Source organism: Mycobacterium sp. 852013-51886_SCH5428379, assembly GCF_001665575.1.
Taxonomy (GTDB): Bacteria; Actinomycetota; Actinomycetes; order Mycobacteriales; family Mycobacteriaceae; genus Mycobacterium.
Map to the genome: position 1 here is coordinate 57,310 of NZ_LZSU01000035.1, position 26,290 is coordinate 83,599.

The window sequence follows — 26,290 nt, forward strand, 5'->3', positions numbered from 1 at the left end:
CGGCGGCTCAGCCCACCGTCGCCTTGATGCACACAGTCACGTACGGCAGCGCCAGCCCGGTGGTGTGCACCAGCGCCGGATGGGTGGCGAGCAGTTCGCGGACGCGGTCGAGCGTGCGGGTGCGCACCTCGGTCGGGGAGGTGATGCAGTAGCTGCGCGACGCGACGAGGTCGATGAGCGCCTGCGGCGTCAGGTAACTCGTCCACTCGACGTGGTGGCGCTGCACGTCGGTGAAGGGCGCGGGCAGCGACACCTCGTCGGTGAACGGATCGTTCTCGTGGCCGATGATGTCGCCCAGGTCCTTGACCCACCCGGACCGTTCGTCGCGGGTGTTCCACACCAGTCCGAGCCGGCCGCCGGGACGCAGTACCCGCGCCACCTCGCGGACCGCGCGGTCCACGTCGAACCAGTGCCAGGCCTGCGCCACCAGCACCGCATCGACGCTGTCGTCGGCCAGCGGGATCTCCTCGGCGGTACCCAGCAGCGCTGGGGTCTCCGGCAACGACCGGGTCAGCACCTCGAGCATCTCGGGGATCGGATCGACCGCGATCACCTGCAGCCCCCGCTCGACCAGTCGGGTGGTGAGCTTGCCGGTGCCGGCGCCGAGGTCGAGGACGTCGCGGGCGTCCGGCGGCAGCAGCCAGTCGATCGCCTCCGGCGGATAGGACGGTCTGCCGCGTTCGTACGCCGCCGCCTGCGCCCCGAATGACAGTGACGGCGGCGCGGACTCCTGGGTCACCGGTCCGCCAGGGTGAGCGTGCGCCGGATGAGCTCACCGACCGCGTCGGTCTCGACGAGGAATCCGTCGTGCCCGTAGCTCGACTCGACCACGTCGAGCGCCGCGCACCCCGGCAGCAGATCGGCCAGCTCCTGCTGCAGCCGCAGCGGATACAGCCGGTCGGAGGTGATACCGCCGACCACCGTCGGCACCCGGCAGCTCTGCAGCGCGGCCCGCACACCGCCGCGGCCGCGGCCGACGTCGTGGCTGGACAGCGCATCGGTCAACGTCACGTAGGTGCCCGCGTCGAACCGCTCGACCAGTTTGGTGCCCTGGTACTCCAGGTAGCTCTGCACCGCGTAGCGGCCGCCGTCGGCCGGATTCTCCTCGCCCTGACCGTCATTGGCGAACCGGTCGTCGAGTTCCTGTTCGCCGCGGTAGGTCAGGTGGGCGAACCGCCGGGCGATGCCCAGACCGGCCGTCGGGGCCCGCCCGGTGTCGTGGTAGTCGCCGCCGCACCAGTCCGGATCGGCTTTGATCGCCGCCACCTGCGTGCTCTGCGTGCCGATCTGGTCGGCGGTGGCCCTGGCGCCGACCGCCAACACGAGCGCCGCGCGCACCGTGTCCGGGTGCCCCACGATCCACTCGAGCGCCCGTGCCCCGCCCATGGATCCGCCGACCACCGCGGCGACCTCGGAGATCCCGAGCGCGCGCAGTGCCTTCAGGTCGGCGTGGACCTGATCGCGGACGGTGATCGCGGGGAAGCGGGAGCCCCACGCCCGGCCGTCGGGTGCGATCGACGAGGGCCCGGTGGAACCACGGCAGCCGCCGAGCACATTCGTCGACACCGCACACCAGCGGTCGGTGTCAATGGGGGCGCCCGGGCCGGCGACGCCGTCCCACCAGCCGGGGGTGGGATGGTCCGGTCCGGCCGGGCCGGTGATGTGTGAGTCGCCGGTCAGCGCGTGCAGCACCATCACCACGTTGTCGCGGGTGGGGGACAGTTCACCCCATCGCTGGACGGCGATCGACACGTCGTCGAGGACGGTGCCGTTCTCCAGGGTCAGCGGACCGATGTCGACCACGCCGATCTCGCCCTCGGCGGGCAGGTCGAGTGCGGGCACGGCCGGGATGTCGAAAATCGTCACTTGCGGTCTCTCCGGCTTCAGGCGAGTGCCTTGGCGGCGGCGAACCCCTGCTCGAGGTCGGCGAGGATGTCGTCGATGCCCTCGATCCCGACGGCCAGGCGGACCAGGCCGGGGGTGACGCCGCTGGCCAGCTGCTCCTCCGGGCTCAGCTGCGCGTGCGTGGTCGACGCCGGATGGATGACCAGCGAGCGCACGTCACCGATGTTGGCGACGTGGCTGTGCAGCGTCAGCGCGTTGACGAAGGCCTTACCCGCATCGACGCCGCCGGCCAACTCGAAGGCCAACACCGCGCCGGTGCCCTTGGGGGCCAACCGTTTTCCGAGTTCGTGCCACGGCGAATCGGGCAGCCCGGCGTAGTTCACCGACAACACGTCGGGGTGTCCGGCCAGGTATTCGGCGACGCGCTGCGCGTTCGACACGTGGCGCTCCATCCGCAGGCTCAGCGTCTCCAGGCCCTGGGCGATGAGGAACGCATTGAAGGGTGCGGCGGCGCTGCCCAGGTCGCGCAGCAGTTGCACCCGGGCCTTGAGCGCGAACGCGGGCGCCCCGAGGTCGGCGAACACCGCTCCGTGGTAGCTGGGATCCGGTGTGGTGAAGCCGGGGAACTTGCCGCTGGTCCAGTCGAACGTGCCGCCGTCGACGATCACACCGGCGATCGCATTGCCGTGGCCACCGAGGTACTTCGTCGCCGAGTGCACGACGATGTCGGCGCCGTGGCTCAGCGGTTGAATCAGGTACGGCGTGGCGATGGTGTTGTCGACGATGAGCGGAACGCCGTTTTCGTGTGCAACCGCAGCAACAGAAGGAACATCGAGCACATCTATTTGTGGGTTCGAGATCGTCTCGCCGAAGAAGGCCTTGGTGTTGGGCCGCACGGCGGCCCGCCACGACTCGAGGTCATCGGGGTCCTCGACGAAGCCGACCTCGATACCGAGCTTGGCCAGCGTGTAGTGGAACAGGTTGTAGGTGCCGCCGTAGAGGCGCGGGGAGGACACGATGTGGTCGCCGGCGTTCGCGATGTTCAGGATTGCCAGGGTCTCGGCGGCCTGCCCGGAGGACAGAAACAGCGCGGCGACGCCGCCCTCGAGTGCGGCGATGCGCTGCTCGACGACATCGGTCGTCGGGTTCATGATCCGGGTGTAGATGTTGCCGGTCTCGGCGAGCCCGAACAGTGCCGCGGCGTGGTCGGTGTCGCGGAACGTGTAGCTCGTGGTCTGGTAGATGGGCAGGGCTCGCGCGCTGGTCGCGGCGTCGGGCGTCTGGCCGGCGTGGACCTGTTTGGTCTCGAAAGACCAGTTGGCCGTGGGGTCGGCCGTGGGATCGGATTGGGTCATCGACGTTCCTCCATGAAACAGGGGGCCCGTTTCACGGCGGACCCGCGCTTGCCTTATAGCCGTGGCGGCTACTCAACCTGGTCGTCTCCCGGGGCACCCCACCGCGGTTGGAGGGTTGCCGGCCAGCAAGCCGGGGCTATGCGCTGGCACTCATGACCGCTTCGCAGCTTAGCGCAACGATCGGTGCTGGTGCCACCAGGTGACCACAGGCAGGGCCTCCACGGGTAGCGTCACAACTGATGCGACAGACCCTCAGATTGATAGCCGCCGACGCCGGGAGACTGACCAATGAGTGACGACCAGCCGACGATCATCTACACGCTGACCGACGAGGCGCCGATGCTGGCGACCTACGCATTCCTGCCCATCGTCCGGACCTTCACCCAGCCGGCCGGCATCAATGTCGAGACCAGTGACATCTCGGTGGCGGCGCGCATCCTCGCCGAGTTCTCCGACCGCCTGACCGACGAGCAGAAGGTACCGGACAACCTCGCGACGCTCGGCGAGCTGACGCAGTCCCCGGACACCAACATCATCAAGCTGCCGAACATCAGCGCCTCGGTGCCGCAGCTGCTGGCCGCGATCAAGGAACTCAAGGCCAAGGGCTACGACCTGCCCGACTGGGTCGGCGATCCGAAGAACGACGAAGAGCGCGAGATCAAGGAGCGCTACTCGAAGGTGCTCGGCAGCGCGGTCAATCCTGTGCTGCGCCAGGGCAACTCGGACAGGCGCGCCCCCGCTGCGGTCAAGGAGTACGCCCGCAAGCATCCGCACAGCATGGGCAAGTGGTCGCAGGCGTCACGCACGCACGTGGCGACCATGCGCGGCGGCGACTTCTACGCAGGCGAGAAGTCCATGACGATCGACAAGGACCGCAAGGTCAAGATGGTGCTCACCACGAAGAGTGGCGAGACCCTCGTGCTCAAACCCGAGGTGAAACTCGAAGAGGGCGACGTCATCGACAGCATGTTCATGAGCAAGAAGGCGCTCTGCGACTTCTACGAAGCCGAGATGCAGGACGCCTACGAGACCGGCGTGATGTTCTCGTTGCACGTCAAGGCGACGATGATGAAGGTCAGCCACCCCATCGTGTTCGGGCACGCGGTCAAGGTCTTCTACAAGGACGCATTCGCCAAGCACCAGAAGCTCTTCGACGAACTCGGCGTCAACGTCAACAACGGGATGTCCGATCTGTACGACAAGATCGAGAAGCTGCCGGCCTCGCAGCGCGAGGAGATCATCAACGACATCCACGCCTGCCACGAGCACCGGCCCGAACTGGCCATGGTGGACTCGGCGCGCGGTATCACCAACTTCCACTCGCCGTCCGACGTGATCGTCGACGCCTCCATGCCGGCGATGATCCGGCTCGGCGGCAAGATGTACGGCGCCGACGGCCGCACCAAGGACACCAAGGCCGTCAACCCCGAGTCCACCTTCTCCCGGATCTACCAGGAGATGATCAACTTCTGTAAGACCCACGGCCAATTCGACCCGACCACGATGGGCACCGTCCCCAACGTGGGTCTGATGGCGATGAAGGCCGAGGAGTACGGCAGCCACGACAAGACGTTCGAGATCCCGGAGGACGGGGTCGCCGACATCGTCGACATCGACACCGGTGAGGTGCTGCTGAGCCAGAACGTCGAGACCGGCGACATCTGGCGCATGCCGATCGTCAAGGACGCGGCGATCCAGGACTGGGTGAAGCTGGCGGTCACCCGGGCGCGGGCGTCGGGTATGACGGCGCTGTTCTGGCTGGACACCGAGCGGCCCCACGAGGTCGAGCTGCGCAAGAAGGTCAAGAAGTACCTCAAGGACCACGACACCGAGGGTCTACACATCCAGATCATGCCGCAGGTGTGGGCCATGCGGTACACGCTCGAGCGGCTGATCCGCGGTGAGGACACCATCGCGGTGACCGGAAACATCCTGCGCGACTACCTGACCGACCTGTTCCCGATCCTGGAACTCGGCACCAGCGCCAAGATGCTCTCGATCGTGCCGCTGATGGCCGGCGGCGGGATGTACGAGACCGGCGCGGGTGGTTCGGCGCCCAAGCACGTACACCAGCTGATCGAGGAGAACCACCTGCGGTGGGACTCTCTCGGCGAATTCCTCGCCCTCGGTGCGTGTTTCGAGGACATTGGCCGCAAGACCGACAACAAGCGCGCGGTGCTGCTGGGTACCACCCTGGATGCGGCCATCGGGAAGCTGTTGGAGGACAACAAGAGTCCCTCGCGCAAGGCCGGTGAACTCGACAACCGAGGCAGCCAGTTCTACCTCGCCCTGTACTGGGCGCGTGAACTTGCCGGCCAGGACGAGGACAAGGAGCTCGCCGACCACTTCAACTCGCTGGCCAAGACGCTGGGGGAGAAGGAAGACGCGATCGTCAAGGAGCTCAACGAGGTCCAGGGCGATTCGGTGGACATCGGCGGCTACTACTACCCCGACCGCGAGAAGACCACTGCCGTCATGCGGCCGAGCAAGACGCTCAACGAGGCGCTCGAGGGTGCCCGGGACTGAGCGGGGTTGACTGTTGCGGCCCCGGGGTATTCCGCCCGGGACCGCAACAGTCGATGCCAGGAGGCACACACCGTGACATCCCCAGGTGAGCGTTACAACACGTCCGACACCCCGTCCGAGGACGACGTCGTGGCCACGCCCGCGACGCCGGGTGCCGAAGGCCTCGCCACCGACGGAGACGAGGGCGTCGGCGACTAGCCGGTCGCGCGGTTCGGGCCGGCGTGCTCGTCGACGAACTCGACGATGAGATCGGCGATGCGGCCCGGCGCCTCGAACATCGGGATGTGACCGACGCCGTCGAGGTGGGTCACCCTGGTGTCCTCCGGCAGGTGGGTGGTGAAGTGCCGGGTGAACCGCGGATGCGGCAGCACCCGGTCCTTCTCACAGATCACCAGATGCGTGGGGACCTTGCCCTCGGCGATCTCGAGCAGGCCGGGCAGGGTCAGCGACTTCACCAGCAACTGGTAGTAGGCGGGGCAGTGCGAGACGTCATTGATGATGTCGGCGACGTCTTCGTCGGACAGGGCATCGGCCGTGGCGCTGACCGCCGGATATGCCAGGTAGCGCGTGATGGGCAGCTTGAGCACCCGCTCCTTGAAGATCAGCGCCACCAGCCAGATCGGTAGTCCTGCCAGGAACTTCCCGACGATCTCGAATTTGGCCGGGGTGAAGTGACGCCAACCGCCGGCCGGGGCGATACCGGTGAGCGTGCGGGCCCGGCCGCGCCGCTCGAGTTCGAAGGCGACCCAGCCGCCGAGCGAATTGCCCACGACGTGGGCGGTGTCCCAGCCGAGCGCGTCCATCCGGCGCTCCACGTCGTCGGCCAGTGACCCGCTGTCGAGGAAGAACGGGCCCTTGCCGCCGCCGTTGTGCCCGAGCATCGTCGGCGCGTAGACCTCGTAGCGGCCCGTGTCAGCGATGGCAGGCGCAACGTTCTTCCACACGTTCTGCGACATCATGAACGGATGCAGCAGCACCATCGGTTCGCCGGATCCCACATGGATCGGTGCGCGTTCGGTCATGCTGCCCGACACTAAGGTGATACCGCCGGTACCGCAAGCATGTGAACTAAGGTCTGGCGCCGTGATAGTCAGCACGATCAACGTCAACGGCATCCGGGCCGCGGTCAAACAGCGCTCAACCGAGAACCTCGGGTTGCTGGCCTGGCTGAAGGAGACCACTGCCGACGTCGTGTGCCTGCAGGAGACCCGCGCCGACGACGACCAGCTGGCCGATGCGCTCGCGCCGGCGCTCGCCGACGGCTGGCACCTCGCGTCGGCCAGTCCCCACCTCAAGGGCCGCAACGGGGTGGCGGTGCTGTCCCGGCACGCGATCCATGAGCACCGCCGGATGGAGTCCGAGGAGTTCGGCGAGCACGGCCGCTACCTCGAGGTCGACACCGGCGGTCTGACGGTGGCCAGCGTCTACGTGCAGACCGGGGAGGCCGAGACCGACCGGCAGCTGGAGAAGGAGCGGTTCATGACCGCGCTGGCCGACCGGATGGCCGAGATCCGCGACACCGACGCCGTGGTGTGCGGCGACTGGAACATCGCGCACACCGAACTCGACATCAAGAACTGGAAGGGCAACCTCAAGAAGTCCGGGTTCCTGCCGAGCGAACGGGCCTGGCTGACCGACCTGCTCACCACGGGTTGGGTGGACGTCGTGCGGGTGCTACACCCCGAGGTGCCCGGCCCCTACTCGTGGTGGTCCTGGCGCGGGCGGGCCTTCGACAACGACGCCGGCTGGCGGATCGACTACCAGCTGGCCAGTCCGTCGCTGGCACCGCGGGCACACGTCGCCCGGGTGGAACGGGCGGACGCCTACGCGCTGCGCTGGTCCGACCACGCCCCGGTCACCGTGGAGTACTGCTAGGCGGCCGGGCAACCCTCCCGATTCGTCCCGTCGAGGGCGTTCGGTGCGTTCTCGATCGCCTGGTGCACCACATCGAGGACGCGCGGATCCCACGTCAGCGCGGTCGACCACTCCAGCTTCGTCTGATCGGAGACATAGATGCTGTGGGTGTCGTCGAACGTGTGGCAGCGCCGGTGGGGCAGCACGGCGTCGCTGACGTCCTCGGCCAGGGCGCTCTGCAGCGCCACCAGGCCGTCGTTGGGCCACACCGCGGGATTGGTGCGGCCGTCCCGTTTGAACCTGTCGCCGCCGATCAGCGTCACCGGGATCTCGGCGAGCACCCCGGACTGGAAGACGTTCCACCCGTTGTCGCCCATGAGGTAGGGCCGGTTGACCTCGCGTCCCGCGCCGGCCATCAGCCGGGTCACCTCGTCTTTGAACGCCTTCATGGCCGCTTGGCAGAACGCGTCGCCGAGGCAGTCCGAGAGCGGCAGGACCCCGTTGGCGTAGTCGGACAGGTAGGTGCCCTGCCAGGGCGTACCGATCGTCGTCAACGACCGGACCTTCACCGGCGCCCCGGTGGCCGCGAGCACCCGGATCGCCGAGCGCGAGTACAGCCCGCCCATCGAGTGGCCGACGAGATCGACCTCGGTGACGCCCTTGTCGGTGTGCAACCAGTTCAGGAACCGGGCCAGGTGTTCCCCGGCGAGGTCGATGCTCGCGGTGGAGTCCACGGTCATGCTGTCGGGCAGGGTCACCGGGCACACCCCGAACGCGCCGAACCCGGTCTGGTCGGTGACCTGCCCGCGACCGGCCATTGCCGGTGAGGTGTAGACGGTGTAGCCCTGGGCGAGCAGATGTTCGCGAAGCGCGGTATCGGTGTTGCCCGCGGCCAGTCCGGTGGCGCAGGCCTGATCCGGTGTGGTGAACGGACTGGTCGCGCTACCGCCGGAGACGATCACGACGGCTTGGGACGCCTCCCGCTGCGGAGGCTGGGCCGAATCGTTCTGGCAACCTGCCACCGTCGCGACCAGACAGATCGACGCGATGAGCACCATGATTCGTCGCACCGCGCGAATGGTAGCGGCCGATCGGGACATGAAATGATCGATTCACCATGAACTCTCCCGTAGAGACCCCGCCCGCGGTGCCCCGTGTCGTCTTCTCCGGCGTGCAGCCGACGTCCGATTCGCTGCACCTCGGTAACGCGCTGGGGGCGGTCACCCACTGGACCGCACTGCAGGATGGTTACGACGCGTACTTCTGCGTCGTCGATCTGCACGCGATCACCGTCGCCCAGGACCCCGCCACACTGCGTCACCGCACACTGGTGACCGCCGCGCAGTACCTCGCTTTGGGCATCGACCCGTCGCGCAGCACGGTGTTCGTGCAGAGCCACGTACCGGCCCACACCGAATTGGCCTGGGCGCTGGGCTGTTTCACCGGTTTCGGGCAGGCCTCGCGGATGACGCAGTTCAAGGACAAGTCCCAGAAGGAGGGCGCCGACGCCACCACCGTCGGCCTGTTCACCTATCCGGTCCTGATGGCCGCCGACATCCTGCTCTACGACACCGATCTGGTGCCCGTCGGCGAAGACCAGCGCCAGCACCTCGAACTCTCCCGCGACGTCGCGCAGCGGTTCAACGCGCGCTTCCCGGACACGTTCGTCGTCCCCGAGGCGATGATCCCGAAGGCCACCGCGAAGATCTACGACCTGCAGGACCCCACCGCCAAGATGAGCAAGTCGGCGGCCACCGACGCGGGCCTGATCACCCTGCTCGACGATCCCAGAAAGACGGCCAAGAAGATCCGCTCGGCGGTCACCGACAGCGAGCGGGAGATCCGCTTCGACCGGGAGACCAAGGCGGGCGTGTCGAACCTGCTGACCATCCAGTCAGCAGTCACCGGCACCGACGTCGACGCGCTCGTGGACGCCTATCAGGGCCGCGGCTACGGGGACCTGAAGAAGGACACCGCCGACGCAGTGGTCGAGTTTGTGACACCGATCAAGAACCGGGTCGACGAACTGCTCGCCGACCCCGCGGAACTGGAATCCGTCCTGGCCGCCGGAGCCGAGCGGGCGCGTGAGGTGTCTGCCACGACGCTGCAGCGGGTATACGACCGGCTGGGCTTCCTGCCTTCGCGACGCTGACCACAGGAGGCTGGTAGTGGAAGAACCGGCCGAACCGGGCCTGCTCGACCGGCTGCGTGCGCGCTACGAGTGGTTCGACCACGTCATGCGGGCCCAGCAGCGCTACCAGGACAGCAAGGGTGACTTCTACGCCGCGGGCATCACGTACTTCACCGTGTTCGCGTTGTTCCCGCTCACGATGGTCGGCTTCTCCGCGGGCGGTTTCGTGCTGGCCAACCGGCCCGATCTGCTCCTGCAGGTCGAAGAGCGCATCCGCGCCGCCGTGTCGGGGGACCTCGGCCAGCAGCTGATCGAGCTGATGGATTCGGCGATCCAGTCGCGGACCTCGGTCGGTCTGATCGGCCTCGCGACGGCGGCGTGGGCCGGGCTGGGCTGGATGGCCAACCTGCGTGAGGCGCTGAGTCAGATGTGGGGTCTGCAGCGCGGTGACCGGGACGGCTTCCTGCGCACCAAGCTCTCCGATCTCGGAGCGCTCGGGTCGACGTTCCTGGCCCTGGTCGTCACGATCGGCCTGACCGCGCTCGGCGACCGCGGCCTGATCAAGAACATCCTCGCCTGGCTGCAGGTGCCGGAGGTGCCCGGGCTGAGCGTCGGGCTGAAGATCGTTTCCCTCGTGGTCGCGGTGCTGGTGTCCTGGGTGCTGTTCACCTATCTGATCGCCCGGCTGCCCCGCGAGTCGATCAGCTTCCGCAGCTCGGTACGGGCCGGGTTGCTGGCGGCGGTCGCCTTCGAGGTCTTCAAACAGGTCGGCTCGGTGTACCTGCAGTCGGTGGTGAACGGCCCCGCGGGCGCGACGTTCGGCCCGGTGCTGGGTCTGATGGTGTTCGCCTACATCACATCTCGGCTCATCCTGTTCGCGACCGCGTGGGCAGCCACGTCGCCGGACAACATGCTGGCCGCGCCGGTCGCCCCGCCAAACCCGGCGCAGATCGTCACCAGGGTGGACGCCGGCGAGCGCATCGGAGTGTCCGGTGCAGTGCTCGCCGGCGCCGTGGGAGCCCTTGGGGCGTTGAGCCTTTCGCGGCTGCGTCGGCGTTAGTGGCTCTGGCTGACCAGCTGCAACCCGACGACGCAGCCGACGATGCCCAGCATGAGTGCCATCTTGATCGGCGACGCGCTCTCCGCGCCGGTCAGCAGCGAGTAGGCCACCGTGAGCGCCGCACCGACGCCCACCCACACGGCGTAACCGGTGCCGACGGGAATGTCGCGCAGCGCGTAGCCCAGACCTGCCAGCGAGACCACCAGTGCAGCAACGAAAGCCGCGATGGGTCCAGGGCGCGTGAAACCCTGCGACTTACTCAGGGCGACGGCCCACACGGCCTCGAACGCACCCGACACGATCAGGATCAGCCACGACACAGCACACCTCCGAGGCGCCGTCTTGTCGCTGGCCGGGTACGGTGCCGCTCGTCCGGTGTCATCTGGTGACCTCCCCACCGTAGCAAAGCGGTACCGTCGCACCGTGCCGGTGATCAAGCCGCTGACCACCCCGTGGACCCGCTCGATGGGCCTGGACGTCCCGATCGTCAACGCCCCCATGGGCGGGGCAGCGGGCGGCGGGCTCGCCGCGGCGGTGTCCCGCGCCGGGGGACTGGGCATGGTGGGGATGGGCAGCGCCGCCACCGGGGATCTGCTGAGCGCGGAGCTCGCACCCGTCCGCGATCTGGGCCTGCCGTTCGGTATCGGCCTGGTGCACTGGGTGATGACGGCTCGGCCGGAACTGCTCGATATCGCCCTGACCGCCCGCCCCGCACTGCTGAGCGTGAGCTTCGGCGACGACTGGAACTGGGTGCGCCGTGCGCAGGACGCGGGCGTCGCGACCGTCACGCAGGTGCCCACCGTCGACGCCGCCCGGCGCGCGGTGGCCGCCGGCGTCGACGTGGTGGTGGCCCGCGGCGCCGAGGGCGGGGGGCACGGCGAACCGCGCATGGGCACCCTGCCGCTGCTCGCCGACGTGCTCGACGCCGTGGACGTCCCGGTGCTGGCGGCCGGCGGCATCGCCTCGCCGAGAGGTCTGGCCGCGGTGCTCGCCGCGGGGGCCGCAGGGGCCTGGGTCGGCACCGCGTTCGCCGTCTGCCCGGAGGCGGTCACCGCGTCCGACGCGCGCTCGGCGCTGCTGGACGCGGCAGGCACCGACACGACGGTGACGCGGGAGTTCGATCTCGCGCAGGGATATCCGTGGCCGGCGTATCTGCCGGAGCGGGTGCTCACCGACCGTGCGGGCGCCGCGACGCCGGTGAACGCCGGTCAGGCGGTGGGGCAGGTCAGCGCGGCCGAACCCGCGGACGCGTTGATCGCGCGGTGGGTCGAGGGTGCGGCGGCGCTGCTGTCGCGGTGGGGCGGACTCAGTGCTGCGGGCGGCGATTGAGCGAGCGTGCGGCCATGATCAGCGCGAACACGATGATGCCGCCGATCACGCCGACGCCCACGCGCACCGGCATGGCGTCGGCAGCGGGTAGGACGGCCGCGGCCTGAGCGGCGGCGTCGATCTCCGCGGTCTCCGGTTTCGGATCCAGCGAGGGATCCGGCTCGATCAGCGTGCCCACCTTGGTGCCCTGGGGCAGCGCGAAGCCGTAGTCCAGCAGGCGGGCCGCCTGCTCCCAGGGTGCGATCGGTTGGCGGGTGCCGCGCAGCAGCACCGCGACCAGCCGGCGACCGTCGCGTTCGGCGCCGCCGACGAACGTCTGACCGGCGTCGTCGGTGAAGCCGGTCTTGCCGCCCAGCGCGCCGGGGTAGTTGTAGAGCAGCTTGACGTCGTTCTCGATCGGATACGGCGGATTGCCGTCGCGGCCGGGGAAGTCGTAACTGCGGGTGCGCACGATGTCGGAGAACGTCTCGTTGCGCCACGCGTACCGGTAGAACAGCCCGAGGTCATAGGCCGACGTGCTCATGCCGGGTCCGTCGAGGCCGGACGGCGTCGCGACACGGGTGTCGCGGCCACCGAGTTTGCTCGCCAGCTGGTTGATCTTCAGCAGTGCGGTGTCCATACCGCCGAGCTGGCGGGCCAGCGCGTGGGCGGCGTCGTTGCCGGAGTACATCAGCAGTCCGTGCAGCAGATCGTTGACGGTGTACAGGCCGCCGACGTCCACACCGACGCTGGTGCCCTCGGCCGCGGCGTCCTCCGCGGTACCGGGAACGGCCTTGGCGAGGTTGAGCTCCTTGATCGACTGGACGGCGGTGAGCACCTTGATGACGCTGGCGGGCCGGTGCCGGCCGTGCGGATCGCGGGCCGCGATCACGTCGCCGGTGTCGAGGTCGGCGACCAGCCAGGCTTCGGCCGACACGTCGCCGGGCGGCGGCGGGGCGCCGGGTGCGGTGATCACCCCGCAGCTGGACAGCGCGTCACCGCCGAGGGGGGTGGCCGGCACCGGCAGCGGCACCGGGGCGTCCTGGCCGGGTTTGGGCACCTCGGACGCGTCGACTGCGGGCGGTGTCGCCACGCGGTACGGGCAGGCCCCGGCATCGGCCGGCTGGGCGGCGGCGACCCCGGGCGTGACCAGCATCGTCGCCGCCGCGACGAGCGCCGCGACGCGGGTCGACAGTCTGCGTGAGGTCCCCATCAACAGCGCAGACTAATTGATCTTCGGGGCGCCGGCCGGAAGGCTCGCTGTGACAGATGTGGTTGCTGTGATCCGCCGAAATGAACACACGGGCGTAAGAGTGCGAGTGGATCCCGGCGAAACGTCGATCTCGACGCCAGGAGCGGTGTCAGAGCGTCATGTCGGTCAGGGCCACGTGCGCCAGTGCCGACGCACCGATCGACCCCATCCACAGCCGTCCGCCGGATTCGACCAGGCCCGTGACCATGCCGAAGTCGGCGTGCGTGGTCCGCAGGCCGGCCACGACGCTGCCGGTGTCCGGGTCGAACGCCACCGCCCACACCTCGGGGGTGAGTTGCGGGGCGAACCGATCCGGCAGCAACCACAGCAGCTTGCGCAACACCGGAGCGCGGGGCGCCAACGCCTCCGCGACCGCGCTGGGCGGCGAGACCATCGCAACCCAGATCCGGCCGTCGGCGCCGGTCGAGAGGTTGTCGGGATAGCCGGGCAGGTTGACCACCAGGGGAGTGATCGTCCCGGCCTGCGGACCGGTCAACCACAGCTTCGAGAGCCGACGGCCGAGCGTCTCGGCGAACACCAGGGCCGATCCGTCGGCTGTCACGGTGACGCCGTTGGTGAAGTACAGCCCGTCGGCCAGCGTCGTCACGGTGCCATCGGGATCGCGACGGAACAACCCGCCCCGGCCCCTCGCCTCCAACGCGGCGCCCTTGAAGTGCGCATAGGTGAACGCGCTTGTCGACTCGGTGAAATAGATTCTGCCGTCATCGGTTTCGACCACGTTGGAGCAGAACTGGAGGTGTCGGCCGCTGACTGTCTCGACCAGCGGTTCGAGCGCGCCGGTCTGCGGATCCAGGGACAGCAGCCCGCGCGGGCTGTCGCACACCAGCACTCGGCCGTCGCGGGCCACGTCGAGGCCCAGCGGGCGCCCACCGGTGTTCGCGATGACGGTGGGCTCGCCGCCGTCGGCGGTCAACCGGATGATGCGGCCGTCGTCGACGCCGGTCCACAACCGTCCCTCGGCGTCGACCACCACGTCCTCGGGCGCGTGGCCCGGCACCGGCACCACGGTCAGCGTCGGCGCGGGCAGTGCCGGCAGCTCGTCGATGGGCGGCGGCTGCCACCGCACCGGATCGATCGGTGGCTTGCCCCCGCGTCCGACCACGGTCAGAGCCGCCGGCTCGCCTCGGTCAGCACCCCGTGCAGGATCTCGTAGATCGCGTCGAATTCCTTCTGTCCGCTGATCAGTGGCGGCGCCAACTGCACCACCGGATCTCCGCGGTCGTCGGCGCGGCAGTACAGGCCGGCGTCCCACAGGGCGGGGGTCAGGAAGCCGCGCAGCAGCCGCTCGGACTCCTCGTCGTTGAAGGTGGCCTTACTTGCTTTGTCTTTGACGAGTTCGATGCCGTAGAAGTAACCCTCACCACGGACGTCGCCGACGATCGGCAACTCGAGGAGCTGCTCGAGCGTGGCCCGGAACGCCGGGGCGTTCTGCTTGACCCGGTCGTTGAGGCCTTCGCGCTCGAAGATGTCGAGATTGGCCAGCGCGACCGCCGACGACACCGGGTGCCCACCGAAGGTGTAGCCGTGCCCGAACACCGTGGAGCCGTCGTTGAACGGTTCGAACAGCCGGTCGCTGGCGACCATCGCGCCGATCGGGGAGTAGCCCGACGTCAGCCCCTTGGCGCAGGTGATGATGTCCGGTACGTAGTCGAAGTCGTTGCAGGCGAACATCGAACCGATGCGGCCGAAGGCGCAAATGACCTCGTCGGAGACGAGCAGCACGTCGTACTCGTCGCAGATCTCCCGCACCCGCTCGAAATACCCTGGCGGCGGCGGGAAGCAGCCGCCCGCGTTCTGCACCGGCTCCAGAAAAACAGCGCAGACCGTATCCGGCCCCTCGAACTCGATCGCCTCGGCGATCCGGTCGGCGCAGTAGCGGCCGAAAGCCTTTTCGTCGTGGGCGTATTCGGCCGGTGCCCGGTAGAAGTTGGTGTTCGGGGCGCGGAAACCGCCGGGAACCAGGGGTTCGAACGGCGCCTTGAACGCGGGTATGCCGGTGATCGACAGCGCGCCCTGCGGCGTGCCGTGATAGGCGATCGAGCGCGAAACCACCTTGTGCTTACCGGGTTTGCCGGTCAGCTTGAAGTACTGCTTGGCCAGCTTCCAGGCGCTCTCGACGGCCTCGCCGCCGCCGGTGGTGAAGAACACGCGGTTCAGGTCACCCGGGGCGTAGCCGGCGATGCGCTCGGCCAGTTCGACCGCGGTCGGGGTGGCGTAGGACCACAGCGGGAAGAACGCCAGCTGTTCGGCCTGCTTCGCGGCCGCCTCGGCCAACTCCTTGCGACCGTGTCCGGCCTGGACGACGAACAAGCCACTCAGGCCGTCGATGTAGCTCTTGCCCTTGTCATCCCAGATCCTGACGCCCTCGCCGCGGGTGATGATCGGCGGAGTGATCCCCTCGCCGTGGCGGGCGAAATGGCCCCACAGATGGCGGTTCGCCTTGGCGGCCAGGTCAGATGTCGCGGTTTGTTCGGTTTCGGAGATGATCGTCATCGAGTGCCCCAATTGTATTGCTGTTTCACAAGTCTCAGATAGACCAGGGTTTCGGTGGAAATGACTCCCGGAAGCGCCCGGATCTTGGTGTTGAGCAGGTCGAGAAGGTCGTCGTCGTCCTCGCACACCACCTCGGCGATGGCGTCGAACGATCCGGCGGTCAGCACCACGTAGTCGACCGACGGCATCGCGGCGAGCTTCTCGGCGATCTTGGTGGTGTCGCCGGTGCAGCGGATCCCGATCATCGCCTGCCGGGCGAAGCCGAGCTGCATCGGATCGGTGACCGCCACGATCTGCATGACCCCGGCGTCGACCATGCGCTGCACGCGCTGACGCACCGCGGCCTCGGAGAGCCCGACCGCTTTGCCGATGCCCGCGTAGGACCGGCGGCCGTCGGCCTGGAGCTTCTCGATGATCGCTTTGGACAGCTCGTCGAGCTGGAAGAACGTCGTCGGCCGGGACTGGCTCACGCGCAGCGTCACGGGCGCGACGTCGTGCTCGCCGTCAGGGTTGGCCATGTCTGGCATTGTGCACGGAATTCGTTGCAGACGGCAACCAACTCCATGAAATCGATTGTTTCGGGCCAGTGTCGGTGCGGTAATGCGTAGCCGGGTCTCGACGGGTCCGATAGCGTTGCGGCATGACCTCCACGGTGAACGCGATTGCGAGCAGTTGGATCGACGGGGCGCCTGTGCGGACCGGCGGCGGGACGTTCGAGATCATCGACCCGGCGACCGGACGGGTGGTGTCCGAGTACGCCCGAGCGGTGAACAAGGACGTCGACGTCGCGGTCGCGGCGGCTCGCGCGGCGTTGCGGGGATGGGCCGGCGCGACACCGGCCGAACGGTCGGCCGTGCTGGCGAAGCTGGCCGTGCTGGCCGGCGATCACACCGAGGAGCTGGTCGCCGAGGAGGTCAGCCAGACCGGCAAACCGGTGCGGCTGGCCCGCGAGTTCGACGTCCCCGGCAGCGTCGACAACATCGACTTCTTCGCCGGTGCTGCCCGCCACCTCGAGGGCAAGGCCACCGCCGAGTACTCCGGGGACCACACCTCGAGCATCCGCCGCGAGGCCATCGGCGTCGTCGCCACCATCACGCCGTGGAATTATCCGCTGCAGATGGCGGTCTGGAAGGTGTTGCCCGCGCTGGCGGCCGGGTGCACGGTGGTCATCAAACCGTGCGAGCTGACTCCGCTGACCACCCTGACACTGGCCCGCCTGGCCGGCGAGGCGGGCCTGCCGCCGGGGGTCCTCAACGTCGTCACCGGGGTGGGTGCGGATGTGGGCACGGCCCTGGCCGGGCATCCCGATGTCGATCTCGTGACGTTCACCGGTTCGACCCTGGTCGGCCGCAAGGTGATGTCGGCGGCCGCTGTGCACGGGCACCGCACCCAACTCGAGCTCGGGGGCAAGGCCCCGTTCGTGGTGTTCGACGACGCCGACCTCGACGCTGCGATCCAGGGTGCGGTCGCGGGCTCCCTGATCAACAGTGGCCAGGACTGCACGGCCGCCACCCGGGCGATCGTCGCGCGCGACCTCTACGACGACTTCGTCGCCGGTGTCGCCGAGGTGATGGGCAAGATCGTCGTCGGGGATCCGCAGGATCCCGACACCGACCTCGGCCCGCTGATCTCGTTCGCGCACCGGGACAAGGTGGCGGCGATGGTCGAGCGGGCGCCGGCCGAGGGTGGGCGCGTGGTCACCGGCGGCGCGGCCCCGGATCTACCCGGCGCGTTCTACCGCCCGACGCTGATCGCCGACGTGTCCGAACAGTCCGAGGCCTACCGCGACGAGATCTTCGGCCCGGTGCTCACGGTCCGTCCGTTCACCGACGACGACGACGCGCTGCGCCAGGCCAACGACACCGACTACGGATTGGCGGCGTCGGCGTGGACCCGCGATGTGTACCGCGCGCAGCGGGCGTCGCGGGAGATCAACGCCGGCTGCGTGTGGATCAACGACCACATTCCGATCATCAGCGAGATGCCGCACGGCGGGGTGGGCGCATCCGGGTTCGGCAAGGACATGAGTGACTACTCGTTCGAGGAGTACCTCACCATCAAGCACGTGATGAGCGACATCACCGCCGTCGCCGATAAGGAATGGCACCGCACGATTTTCGCCAAACGCTGACCGGCGACGCACGGTCAGTCGGTGATACCGCGGATCACCTCGGCGAGCGCGCCACGCCCCGTCACTCCGGCTCTTGCGCTGGCGTTGTAGATATGGCTTTCGACTGTGCGCACCGACAGCGAGACCGCCTGCGCGATCTCCCGATTCGACAGTCCCTGCGCCACCAGCACCGCGATCTCGCGCTCACGGCGAGTGAACGGCGGTGCGAACGCTGCAGCGGTGATCGCCGGGCTGGTGGCGCCATCACAGGCGGCGGCCAGTCGACGCATCCGTGACGCAGCGGTCATCGCGCTACCGACGCGGCCCGCGCAACGGTGTGACGTGGCGGCCTGCCCCGCGGCGTCCGCAGCGGCGAGCAGGTCGCCCATCGCCTCGAATTCGACCGACACCTGATCGAGGCCGCCTGCGTCGTCGGTGCTCAGCGCGGACGCGTAACGTGCGGCCACCGCGGCTCTGGGACCCCCGACCAACGTCGCCAACTCGGCAAGCCGTGGGGCGACTTCAGTGTCGTCGAACTGCACCGCGGTCTGCAGACACCACACCTCACGAGCCGACTGACCGTGTTCACGTGCGACATCGGCCGCGCTGCGACACAGCCGGCGCGCCTCGGCGAGCCGCTGGCGCGCTGCGGCCACCCAGGCCTCGGTGAGCAGTTCGGTCGAGTTGATGTAGACGTAGGCCGGGTGTCGGTGTGCACGAGCGGTCGACAGCGCAACGTCGGCCGCATCGGCGTCACCGGATCGGGCCAGCGCCTGCGCGCGCAGCAGGTGGAACCGGGGGAAGCTGCTGGCCACCCAAAAGCTGTTCGCGGCGGCGGATTCGGCTTCGTCCAGTTGGGTGGGCAGATGTCGCAGGGCCGCGCCGAGATCACCCGCGGCCAACGCCGCCATCCCGGCGATCTGGGTGGCCACCACCTGTGCAGGGGCGGGAGCGTCCCGCTCGCCGTGAAGATGATCTTCGGCCACCTCGACGGCTGCACCGACGAGTCCGGCGGCGGCGAGGGCGAAGGTATGGAACTCCACCAGCGGCTGGCGGAGGAACCTGCCCTGTTCGCTCGAATCGACCACGAGACGACACTCGAGCGCCTTCGACACGGCTTTCTCGGGCTGCCCGAGTTCGCCGAACGCCAAGGTCTCTGCGCAGAGGCCGATGGTCGTCCCGAAGTCGTCGACCTCGGAATAGTCGATGCTCGCCGCGATGTCGAGGACGTCGAGCGGCCTGGCGGCCAGCGAGAGTTGATTGGCGCGGAACACCAACAGCTGGTGTCGGTGAGCGCCCGACGCGGTCTCGAGCGCCTCGTCGATGACCCGCCAGGACTCCTCGGGCGATCGCAACGGCCACAACAGGTTGGCGGCGCGCATGATCACGTCGTTGATGTAGGCAGCGCGCGAGGCCTCCCGGGCCTCGATACTGTCGATGACCTCCGAGGCGAACTTGCCCTTCTGCATCATGAACAGGTTGTAGGCCAACTGAATACGCGCGTTCGTACCGGCACCGGCGTCGGCGGCCGCCGTGAAGAGCCGTTCGGCTGTCTCGAAGTCCAGCAGTGAACTCGCCGCGCCCGCCGCCGACAACAGCACATCCGGCTCGGGCGGTAGGTCCGAATCCAGCCAGAGCAGTCCTCGTCGCATGGCGTTGGCCGGACCGCCGCTGTCCTTCATGGCCTTTGCGACCTGGCCCCGTAATCGGCGCAACCGTGATGGTCCGCACCGGTTGAGACGGACCTCGACGTACATGGGATGGTCGACGTAGACCACGTCGTCCGCCGTCCGGATCAACTCGCGTTGTTCGGCTTCTTCGATGGCGAATTGATCGGCAAGTAACCGCAAGGTGTGCCAATCGATGGGTTCGGCGACCGCGACGAGATCGAGGACGTCGCGCACCGTGTCCGGGATGGCGCCGATTTGCGAATCCACCAGTTCGGCGAGGGACGCCGACATAACGGTGCCGGGGAGCCAACGAATCACGCCGCCCTCAGGAACCAGCCGTCCCGCGCGATGTTCCTGCTCGACGAACTGGCGAAGGAACAGCGCGTTTCCCTCGGTGAGCCGCCACAGCCCGTCGGCGCATGCCCGATTTGGTGGCGCCTCGAGCGCCACCGCGAGCAATTCGTCGGATGCCTCGCGCGACAACGGTTGTACATCCTGCCGTCGGAGCAGGCCGTCTTTCCACAGTGCCGTCACGGCGGGTGGAGCGGCTTCGCCCGTGCGAAGCGTCAGGATCACTGCGGCGGCACCTGACTGCGCGAGCTGATGCACCGCAAGGGCGGACAGATCGTCGAGCAGGTGCGCGTCGTCGACCAGGACCAGCAGGCGGTCGGGTTGGGCGCCCGCGGTCAGCGCGGCGACGACCCTACGCGCCAAGGCCATCGGAGGGCCTTCGAACTCCTCGGTCCATTGGGCGAAGGCGCCGAGGGGTATCGAGCGGCTGGTGGCCGTCGCCGCCACGTACCGCACGGCCCAGCCCGCCTCGGACGCCCGCTGCACAGCTTCGCGGGCGAGCCGTGACTTGCCGACACCGGGCTTGCCCGCCAGCGCCGCTCCGCGGTAGCGACCGCCTGCGTATGCATCGGTCACCTCGATGATTTCTCGGTCCCGACCGAGGAGTGGCCAGTGATCGAGCACGAGAGGAGGTTAGCGTGACGAGCTGGTTTTCACCGTGCATCCGGGGCTGACGAAGATGACGGAAGCGCAACGCCGACTGCGGCGAGGCGGCGCAGCGCCATCGCGGGCGGGGACCCTCAGTCCTCCGCGCGTGGGACGACCACCACGGGCACGTCCACGCCGGCCAGGATGCGCGCGGCGGTCGAGCCCAGGAAGATCCGGCGCGGCGCGGCGAATCGGCTCGAGCCGACCACCAGCAGCGCGCCATCGTCCCACGTGAGTTTCTTGAGCGCCGACTCCAACGTCATTCCGTCGGCGACCAGCGACTCGATGTCCGGGACGTCGGGCAGGGCGCGCGCGGCCACGGCGAGGTTCTCCTCGGCTGCGGCGACCTGGAGTTGACGCACCTCCCTGGCGTTGGACGCCTCGGCGAGGTTCTCCGCCGACACCAGCGACAGCATGCGGATCCGCAGGCTCGCCGCACTGGCCAGGGTGATCGCGAACGGCAGGGGATTGTCGTCGCCGGCCCTGGTGGGCACCGCCGCGGTCACGGCGGTGAACTCGTCGTCGGGGTCGTCGCCGTACCCGCGCGGCGCGAGTGCCACCGGGATCGGCGAGGAGTGCAGCAGTGCGCCGGTCACCGGCCCGATGGTGTGTCCGCCGAAGAAGCCGTCGCGCGCCCCGCCGACGACGATGAGATCGGACGCCTTCTTCTCGGCGAACGCGATCAGCGATTGGGCGAACGACTCGCCGACCGTCACGGTGGACCCGGCCGTCACGCCCTTGTCGGCCAGCGTCGCCACCGCCTGCGAGACCCACCGCTCGCCCCGGTCGACCAGCAGCTGCTGAAACTGGGCGCGGCCCGGATGCCCGTCGGGCAGCTCCTCGCGGACGACGAGGACGACGTCGACCCGGGCGTCGAACGTGCGTGCCAGCGCGGCCGCCAGCGCGACGCCGTCGTCGCCGGTGGGGGTGGCGAGGTAACCGACCGTCAGATGCATGGGGTGTCCGTCCTGCTCGTCGGATGCTCAGGCGACATCGGGCACCTTGACCTCGGTGGTCGACGTCAGCGTCTCCCCGCGGAAGAAGCGTTTGGTGCCGAAGGCGAAGCACAACAGCATCAGCGGGATCCCCAGTACGAGCATCCCGACGCCCAGCACGAACACGCCGCCGATCGGGCCGTAGGCGGTGTAGCCGTAGTCGGGCTGGATCATGTCGACGGCGCTCTGCACGAACGCCCACGTCATCGCCAACGCTCCGAGCAGCGGGAAGATCCCGCGCATGAACAGGTTTCGCGCCGAGGTGAACAGCGTGCGCCGGAAATACCAGACGCAGGAGTACGCCGTGATGCCGTAGTAGAACGCGACCGCGAGCCCCAGCGACGACACCGAGTCGGCCAGAGCGTTCGACGACAGGAAGCTGAGCACGAGGTAGAAGAACAGCGCCGCGATGCCCATCACGATGGTGCCGAACGCCGGTGTCATGTACCGCGGATGCACGCTGGAGAACCGCTTCGGGATGGCCTCGTACACCGCCATCGACAGGGTGCCGCGCGCCGTGGGCAGGATCGTGGTCTGGGTCGACGACAGCGCCGACACCGACACGGTGAGCAGCAGCAGCGAGGCGGCGATGGTGCCCGCCACCGGTTCTCCCAGCACGGTCAGCACGTCGTCGGTGTTGTTCGGGTTGTTCAGGCCGATGCCGACGTAGCTGAAGCCCGCGAACGACTGCACCGCGTAGGCGACCAGCACGTACGTGCAGACCAGGATCAACGTGGTGATGACCGCGGCGATGCCCGGGGTCTTGCCGGGATTCTTGGTCTCCTCACCGACGGCCAGGCAGGCGTCCCAGCCCCAGTAGATGAAGATGCACAGGATGATCGCCGCAGCGATGGACGAGGCGTCGAGACCGCCGGGCCACAGCCAGGACAGCGACGGATCGACGGCCTGCGCACCCGCGGTGTCGGTGAACACCCGGAACAGGGCGATGATGCTGACCACGATCAGCACCCCGAACTGGATCGCGATCAGCACGTTCTGCACCCGCTCGGACACCACGATCCCGCGGGCACTGACCAGGGTCATCGCGATGATGAAGAACGAGCCGAGCAGCACCTTGGCCGTCAGGTTCTCCGCCAGGGCGTCCTGGCCGAGGAACCGCAGCAGGTAGATCGCCGCCACCTCGGCGACGTTGGCCAACACGATGATCGCCGACACCGCCAGGCCCCAGCCGCCGATCCAGCCGATCCACGGCCCGAAAGCCTTTGTGCCCCAGGTGAACGTGGTGCCGCAGTCGGGGGTGTCCTGGGAGAGCTCCTTGTAGGCGAAGGCGACGAGCAGCATCGGGATGAAGGCGAGCACGAACATCGAGGGCGCCTTCTCGCCGACCGCCATGACAACGAAGCCCAGCGTGGCGGCCAGACTGTAGGCCGGTGCGACAGCCGCCAGTCCGATGACCACGTTGCCGACGAGGCCGAGGGCACCGGCCTGCAGACCCTTGCCGTTTACCCCGGCGGCGGGAGCAGCGGCCGGCGGCGGCGGTTCGGTGATTGCCATCAGCGGAATATACGACCGCAGGTCGCGGTGTGAGCCTGTACGAACGATATTCGGGCCGTTGCTCGGGGGTGGTCCGGGCGGCCCGCCGAAGTGTCGGGCGGAATCACACTTCGATTCGGCGGTTGAAGGGTAATGAGGAGGGGTGGACACGACGACGGCGGCGCCGAGCCGCGGGACGATCTTCAGTGCGCATCTCCGATCGACCGCGGTGGTGGCGGTGCAGTTCCTCGCGGTGGCCGCGACGCTGTGGGTGCTGGCCTGGGTCGTCGGCAAGGCCTGGACGATCATCCTGCCGGTGCTGCTGGCGCTCATCGTGTGCACCGTGCTGTGGCCGCCGGTGCGCTGGCTGCGCGACAAGGGGGTGCCGCCGGCGGCGGCGGTGCTGCTGACGCTGCTGATCGCCGTCGGAGTGATCTCCGGCGTGGTCGCCGCGATCGCGCCCGCGATCGTCGAGCAGTCGACCGAACTTGCCGAACAGGCGTCCGCGGGTGTGGTGAAGATTCGCGACTGGCTCGGCGGCCCACCGCTGAACATCAGTGAAGCGCAATTGAACTCGGCGGTCGCCGCGATCACCGACCGGCTGAACTCGTCCAGCGCCCAGATCGCCTCCGGCGTGTTCACCGGGGTGGGGGCCGCGACGTCGGCATTGGTGACGGCGTTCACCGCGATCGTCGTGACGTTCTTCTTCCTCAAGGACGGGCCGCGGTTCATCCCCTGGCTGCGCCGCTCGGTGGGCAACCCGGCCGGACCTCACCTCGCGGAGCTGCTCCAGCGGGTGTGGTCGACCCTGGGTGGCTTCATCCGCACCCAGGCGCTCGTCAGCCTGGTCGACGCCGTGCTGATCGGAATCGGCCTGGTGATCGTGGGGGTGCCGCTGGCCTACGCGCTGGCCATCATCACGTTCATCGGCGGGTTCGTGCCTATCGTCGGCGCATTCGTCGCCGGCGGCCTGGCGGTGTTGATCGCGCTGGTGTCGAACGGTCCGGTGGACGCGCTGATCGTGCTCGGCATCATCCTGGCCGTGCAGCAGTTGGAGGGCAACGTGCTGCAGCCGTGGCTGCAGTCGAAGTCGATGAAGCTGCACGCCGTGATCGTCCTGCTCGCGGTGACGCTGGGCGCGACGACGTTCGGCGTCGTGGGCGCATTCCTGGCTGTCCCGGTGGCCGCCGCCCTCGCGGTGATGCTGCGCTACTACGACGAGCAGGTCGCCGAACGCGCCGGGGAGATTCCGCCGCCGGAGACCACGGCGGACGACGAGCAGCAGGAAGACGAAGACGCCGAGGCCGAGGTCTGACCCGCTGTCTAGCGCGCGAACACCGTCTCGCGCAGCATCCGGCGACACCACTCCCGGTAGGTGTCGATGTCCCAGCCGCCGTCCCTCAGTCGCAGGTAGGTCTCGATTCCGCCCAGGGCGGCTGATCCTACGACCAGCTCGTCGAACGGCACGTCGGTGCGCAGCCACCCCCGGTCGCGATAGATCTCGAGCACCCGCCGTACCTGGAGGGTCACGTCGGCGGTGAGGTCGCGGCGAAAGCGGTCGAGCTCCGGGTCGGCATACGCGGCGCCGATCAGCGCTCCCGCAAGCCGTGCGCTGTTCTGGTGCACCCGTGTCTGCGTGGCGACGAGCAGATCGACCGCCTCGTCGCGATCCCGGGCGGCGATGAGCTCACGGCCGATGTCGAGGTCGAGAACGTTGTCCTCGCCGGCTACGCCGACGGCGGCGTGCTCGACCGCGGCGATCATCAGCGCGGCTTTGGGACCGTGTCCCTGGACGGTTTCGGCCGATACGCCTGCCGCTGCGGCGATGCTCGCCAGCGTGGTGCGCGCATAGCCGTCCGCGGCGAACAGCTCAGCAGCCGCTTCGATTATTCGCGTGCGGGTGGCTTCCGCCTGCTGTCGGCGCAGGTCGGAGCGGTACGAGCGGGGGGCGTGCGCTATTGACTTGGGTGTCCTCACCGGCGCACGGTTCGCCGAGCGGGTCACCGCGACGGGCGCGTCGCACCTGCGGTTGCCACGCGAGGCCGACTACGACGAGTCGCTGCTCCACAGCTTTCCCGAACGCGCCGCGCTGAAGGGTATGAGAGCCACCGCCTTCGACGTCGAACACGTCTTCGCTCGTCCCGCGAAGGCGCAGTACGAAGCACTCACCGCCGCTCTCGACGCACAACCTGCGGACGCGGTGCTGGCCGAACCGGTGTTCGTCGGTGCGGCGTTCCTCCTCGCGCACCCGCGTCCCACCCGTCCAGCGGTCGTGATGTGCGGGGTCTTGCCTCTGTGCATCGATAGTCGTGACACCGCCCCCTTCGGGCTCGGCCTACCGCCGGCCCGGTTCCTGAATCGACCGCGGAACAGGATGCTGTCCGTCCTCACTCGCGGAACGCTGCGGCGGCCCTACCGAGTGATCGACGATCTGCATCGCCAGGTCCACGGCCGCCCGATGCCGGACACGTTCACGAACTGGGGTCGACGAGCCGACGCCATCGTGCAGTTCAGCGTTGCGTCGTTCGAGTACCCGTTGAGCGACGCACCCCCTGAACTCCACTTCGCCGGGCCGCTGTCGGCGAGCGGGTCGCAGGCCCCGCTTCCGGAGTGGTGGTCGGACCTCGACGGAAGCCGGCCCGTCATCCACGTCACCCAGGGCACGGTCGCGAACGTCGACTACCGGCAGACCATCGCGCCGACCCTGCATGCGCTTGCGGACGACGACGTGCTGGTGGTGGTCACGACCGGTGGCCGCCCGCTCGACACCCTGCCGCCGCTCCCTGCCAACGCCCGTGCGGCCACGTATCTGCCGTACGACGAGTTGCTGCCGCGCACTGCGGTTTTCGTGACCAACGGTGGTTTCGGCGGTGTCCAGTACGCGCTGCGCTACGGCGTACCGATCGTCGCGACGGGCGGGAAGGAGGACAAACCGGAGGTCGGCGCCCGTATCGCATGGTCCGGCGCCGGACGCCGCATCCGGCGTGAACGGCCGGATCCGGGCGCCTTGAGGCGGGACATCATGGCTGTGCTGACCCAGCCCCGGTATCGCGAGGCCAGTCGGCGGATCGCCGCCGACATGGCCGCAGCGCCGGGCCGGCATGGCCTGGCAGCTGTCGTCGATCGGCTGACCCGGGCGATATCGGTGTAGTTCGTCGCGCCGCACGCAACCGGCTA

The 26,290-nt window shown here is 68.6% G+C and carries 23 protein-coding genes and 2 riboswitches; of the genes, 9 read left to right on the forward strand and 14 right to left on the reverse strand.

Going from position 1 to position 26,290, the window contains the following annotated elements:
- Positions 1 to 7 precede the first annotated feature (7 nt).
- Genes A5757_RS14480 through A5757_RS14490 form a run of 3 tightly spaced genes read right to left on the reverse strand, consistent with a single transcriptional unit; the run spans position 8 to position 3,200 of the window.
- Positions 8 to 739, reverse strand: coding sequence for a class I SAM-dependent methyltransferase (locus tag A5757_RS14480; RefSeq protein WP_066835294.1), 732 nt, complete (start codon positions 737 to 739; stop codon positions 8 to 10).
- Complete coding sequence (locus tag A5757_RS14485) at positions 736 to 1,851, reverse strand: homoserine O-acetyltransferase (RefSeq protein ID WP_197497346.1); 1,116 nt, start codon at positions 1,849 to 1,851, stop codon at positions 736 to 738. Before A5757_RS14485 ends, A5757_RS14480 begins: the two co-directional genes overlap by 4 nt.
- Positions 1,852 to 1,883: 32 nt before the next feature.
- Positions 1,884 to 3,200, reverse strand: a complete 1,317-nt coding sequence (locus A5757_RS14490; RefSeq protein ID WP_066835296.1) for a bifunctional o-acetylhomoserine/o-acetylserine sulfhydrylase — start codon at positions 3,198 to 3,200, stop codon at positions 1,884 to 1,886.
- A 39-nt stretch (positions 3,201 to 3,239) separates the two neighbouring features.
- A riboswitch (SAM riboswitch) is annotated at positions 3,240 to 3,358 on the reverse strand.
- A gap of 130 nt (positions 3,359 to 3,488) precedes the next feature.
- Between A5757_RS14490 and A5757_RS14495 the strand changes: the two genes are divergently transcribed.
- Positions 3,489 to 5,726: an NADP-dependent isocitrate dehydrogenase gene (locus A5757_RS14495; RefSeq protein WP_066835297.1), complete on the forward strand. Its 2,238-nt coding sequence runs from the start codon at positions 3,489 to 3,491 to the stop codon at positions 5,724 to 5,726.
- A 72-nt stretch (positions 5,727 to 5,798) separates the two neighbouring features.
- The gene (locus A5757_RS23890; protein WP_255360371.1) at positions 5,799 to 5,924 is read left to right on the forward strand and encodes a hypothetical protein; all 126 of its coding nucleotides are present in this window, start codon (positions 5,799 to 5,801) and stop codon (positions 5,922 to 5,924) included.
- On the opposite strand, the gene A5757_RS14500 is transcribed toward A5757_RS23890, so the two are convergent.
- The gene (locus A5757_RS14500) at positions 5,921 to 6,748 is read right to left on the reverse strand and encodes an alpha/beta fold hydrolase (protein WP_066835298.1); all 828 of its coding nucleotides are present in this window, start codon (positions 6,746 to 6,748) and stop codon (positions 5,921 to 5,923) included. The genes A5757_RS23890 and A5757_RS14500 overlap by 4 nt on opposite strands.
- Before the next feature lie 61 nt (positions 6,749 to 6,809).
- On the opposite strand from A5757_RS14500, the gene A5757_RS14505 reads away from it, so the two are divergent.
- On the forward strand, positions 6,810 to 7,601 hold the full coding sequence (locus A5757_RS14505; RefSeq protein WP_066835300.1) for an exodeoxyribonuclease III: 792 nt from the start codon (positions 6,810 to 6,812) through the stop codon (positions 7,599 to 7,601).
- Here A5757_RS14505 and A5757_RS14510 read toward each other — a convergent pair.
- Positions 7,598 to 8,650, reverse strand: a complete 1,053-nt coding sequence (locus A5757_RS14510) for an alpha/beta hydrolase (protein ID WP_066835302.1) — start codon at positions 8,648 to 8,650, stop codon at positions 7,598 to 7,600. The two genes, A5757_RS14505 and A5757_RS14510, sit on opposite strands and share 4 nt — an antisense overlap.
- 47 nt (positions 8,651 to 8,697) lie before the next feature.
- On the opposite strand from A5757_RS14510, the gene trpS reads away from it, so the two are divergent.
- Positions 8,698 to 9,732 (forward strand): tryptophan--tRNA ligase, encoded by a 1,035-nt coding sequence (gene trpS, locus A5757_RS14515; protein ID WP_066835304.1) that lies wholly within the window; start codon positions 8,698 to 8,700, stop codon positions 9,730 to 9,732.
- A 16-nt stretch (positions 9,733 to 9,748) separates the two neighbouring features.
- On the forward strand, positions 9,749 to 10,771 hold the full coding sequence (yhjD, locus tag A5757_RS14520; protein ID WP_066835306.1) for an inner membrane protein YhjD: 1,023 nt from the start codon (positions 9,749 to 9,751) through the stop codon (positions 10,769 to 10,771).
- Here yhjD and A5757_RS14525 read toward each other — a convergent pair.
- On the reverse strand, positions 10,768 to 11,091 hold the full coding sequence (locus A5757_RS14525; RefSeq protein WP_066835308.1) for a multidrug efflux SMR transporter: 324 nt from the start codon (positions 11,089 to 11,091) through the stop codon (positions 10,768 to 10,770). The genes yhjD and A5757_RS14525 overlap by 4 nt on opposite strands.
- Before the next feature lie 11 nt (positions 11,092 to 11,102).
- A riboswitch (guanidine-III (ykkC-III) riboswitch) is annotated at positions 11,103 to 11,166 on the reverse strand.
- 70 nt (positions 11,167 to 11,236) lie between these two features.
- Between A5757_RS14525 and A5757_RS14530 the strand changes: the two genes are divergently transcribed.
- Positions 11,237 to 12,100: a nitronate monooxygenase family protein gene (locus A5757_RS14530; RefSeq protein WP_066835390.1), complete on the forward strand. Its 864-nt coding sequence runs from the start codon at positions 11,237 to 11,239 to the stop codon at positions 12,098 to 12,100.
- Here A5757_RS14530 and A5757_RS14535 read toward each other — a convergent pair.
- The 4 genes from A5757_RS14535 to A5757_RS14550 all read right to left on the reverse strand — a co-directional run bounded on the left by A5757_RS14535 (position 12,078) and on the right by A5757_RS14550 (position 16,363).
- Positions 12,078 to 13,292: a D-alanyl-D-alanine carboxypeptidase family protein gene (locus tag A5757_RS14535; protein ID WP_066835310.1), complete on the reverse strand. Its 1,215-nt coding sequence runs from the start codon at positions 13,290 to 13,292 to the stop codon at positions 12,078 to 12,080. The two genes, A5757_RS14530 and A5757_RS14535, sit on opposite strands and share 23 nt — an antisense overlap.
- A gap of 148 nt (positions 13,293 to 13,440) precedes the next feature.
- Positions 13,441 to 14,454 (reverse strand): SMP-30/gluconolactonase/LRE family protein, encoded by a 1,014-nt coding sequence (locus A5757_RS14540; RefSeq protein ID WP_066835312.1) that lies wholly within the window; start codon positions 14,452 to 14,454, stop codon positions 13,441 to 13,443.
- Between the two features lie 2 nt (positions 14,455 to 14,456).
- Complete coding sequence (locus tag A5757_RS14545) at positions 14,457 to 15,845, reverse strand: aspartate aminotransferase family protein (RefSeq protein WP_066835314.1); 1,389 nt, start codon at positions 15,843 to 15,845, stop codon at positions 14,457 to 14,459.
- Complete coding sequence (locus A5757_RS14550; protein ID WP_066835316.1) at positions 15,842 to 16,363, reverse strand: Lrp/AsnC family transcriptional regulator; 522 nt, start codon at positions 16,361 to 16,363, stop codon at positions 15,842 to 15,844. The genes A5757_RS14545 and A5757_RS14550 overlap by 4 nt, the downstream gene beginning before the upstream one ends.
- A 122-nt stretch (positions 16,364 to 16,485) precedes the next feature.
- Between A5757_RS14550 and A5757_RS14555 the strand changes: the two genes are divergently transcribed.
- Positions 16,486 to 17,976, forward strand: a complete 1,491-nt coding sequence (locus A5757_RS14555) for a gamma-aminobutyraldehyde dehydrogenase (protein ID WP_066835320.1) — start codon at positions 16,486 to 16,488, stop codon at positions 17,974 to 17,976.
- Positions 17,977 to 17,990: 14 nt separating this feature from the next.
- Here A5757_RS14555 and A5757_RS14560 read toward each other — a convergent pair whose 3' ends face one another.
- From A5757_RS14560 to A5757_RS14570, 3 genes are all read right to left on the reverse strand, one after another.
- Positions 17,991 to 20,600 carry a LuxR family transcriptional regulator gene (locus A5757_RS14560; RefSeq protein WP_066835321.1) on the reverse strand — a complete coding sequence of 870 codons (2,610 nt, stop codon included), beginning with the start codon at positions 20,598 to 20,600 and terminating at the stop codon, positions 17,991 to 17,993.
- 116 nt (positions 20,601 to 20,716) lie between these two features.
- Positions 20,717 to 21,580, reverse strand: coding sequence for a universal stress protein (locus A5757_RS14565; RefSeq protein WP_066835322.1), 864 nt, complete (start codon positions 21,578 to 21,580; stop codon positions 20,717 to 20,719).
- Between the two features lie 27 nt (positions 21,581 to 21,607).
- The gene (locus A5757_RS14570; RefSeq protein ID WP_066835323.1) at positions 21,608 to 23,134 is read right to left on the reverse strand and encodes an APC family permease; all 1,527 of its coding nucleotides are present in this window, start codon (positions 23,132 to 23,134) and stop codon (positions 21,608 to 21,610) included.
- A gap of 142 nt (positions 23,135 to 23,276) precedes the next feature.
- Here A5757_RS14570 and A5757_RS14575 point away from each other — a divergent pair, with 142 nt between their 5' ends.
- Positions 23,277 to 24,428, forward strand: coding sequence for an AI-2E family transporter (locus A5757_RS14575; RefSeq protein WP_066835324.1), 1,152 nt, complete (start codon positions 23,277 to 23,279; stop codon positions 24,426 to 24,428).
- A gap of 8 nt (positions 24,429 to 24,436) precedes the next feature.
- On the opposite strand, the gene A5757_RS14580 is transcribed toward A5757_RS14575, so the two are convergent.
- Positions 24,437 to 25,090 carry a TetR/AcrR family transcriptional regulator gene (locus A5757_RS14580; RefSeq protein WP_156618404.1) on the reverse strand — a complete coding sequence of 218 codons (654 nt, stop codon included), beginning with the start codon at positions 25,088 to 25,090 and terminating at the stop codon, positions 24,437 to 24,439.
- Here A5757_RS14580 and A5757_RS14585 point away from each other — a divergent pair.
- Positions 25,077 to 26,264 carry a glycosyltransferase gene (locus A5757_RS14585; RefSeq protein ID WP_066835326.1) on the forward strand — a complete coding sequence of 396 codons (1,188 nt, stop codon included), beginning with the start codon at positions 25,077 to 25,079 and terminating at the stop codon, positions 26,262 to 26,264. The two genes, A5757_RS14580 and A5757_RS14585, sit on opposite strands and share 14 nt — an antisense overlap.
- The last annotated feature ends 26 nt before the right edge of the window (positions 26,265 to 26,290 follow it).

Bases quoted from the DNA above. Each gene is read 5' to 3' on its own strand.
- A5757_RS14490 (WP_066835296.1), bottom strand. From the start codon at position 3,200: ATGACCCAATCCGATCCCACGGCCGACCCCACGGCCAACTGGTCTTTC.
- A5757_RS14495 (WP_066835297.1), top strand. From the start codon at position 3,489: ATGAGTGACGACCAGCCGACGATCATCTACACGCTGACCGACGAGGCG.
- A5757_RS14500 (WP_066835298.1), bottom strand. From the start codon at position 6,748: ATGACCGAACGCGCACCGATCCATGTGGGATCCGGCGAACCGATGGTG.
- trpS (WP_066835304.1), top strand. From the start codon at position 8,698: ATGAACTCTCCCGTAGAGACCCCGCCCGCGGTGCCCCGTGTCGTCTTC.
- A5757_RS14530 (WP_066835390.1), top strand. From the start codon at position 11,237: ATGGGCCTGGACGTCCCGATCGTCAACGCCCCCATGGGCGGGGCAGCG.
- A5757_RS14535 (WP_066835310.1), bottom strand. From the start codon at position 13,292: ATGGGGACCTCACGCAGACTGTCGACCCGCGTCGCGGCGCTCGTCGCG.
- A5757_RS14545 (WP_066835314.1), bottom strand. From the start codon at position 15,845: ATGACGATCATCTCCGAAACCGAACAAACCGCGACATCTGACCTGGCC.
- A5757_RS14550 (WP_066835316.1), bottom strand. From the start codon at position 16,363: ATGGCCAACCCTGACGGCGAGCACGACGTCGCGCCCGTGACGCTGCGC.
- A5757_RS14555 (WP_066835320.1), top strand. From the start codon at position 16,486: ATGACCTCCACGGTGAACGCGATTGCGAGCAGTTGGATCGACGGGGCG.
- A5757_RS14565 (WP_066835322.1), bottom strand. From the start codon at position 21,580: ATGCATCTGACGGTCGGTTACCTCGCCACCCCCACCGGCGACGACGGC.
- A5757_RS14570 (WP_066835323.1), bottom strand. From the start codon at position 23,134: ATGGCAATCACCGAACCGCCGCCGCCGGCCGCTGCTCCCGCCGCCGGG.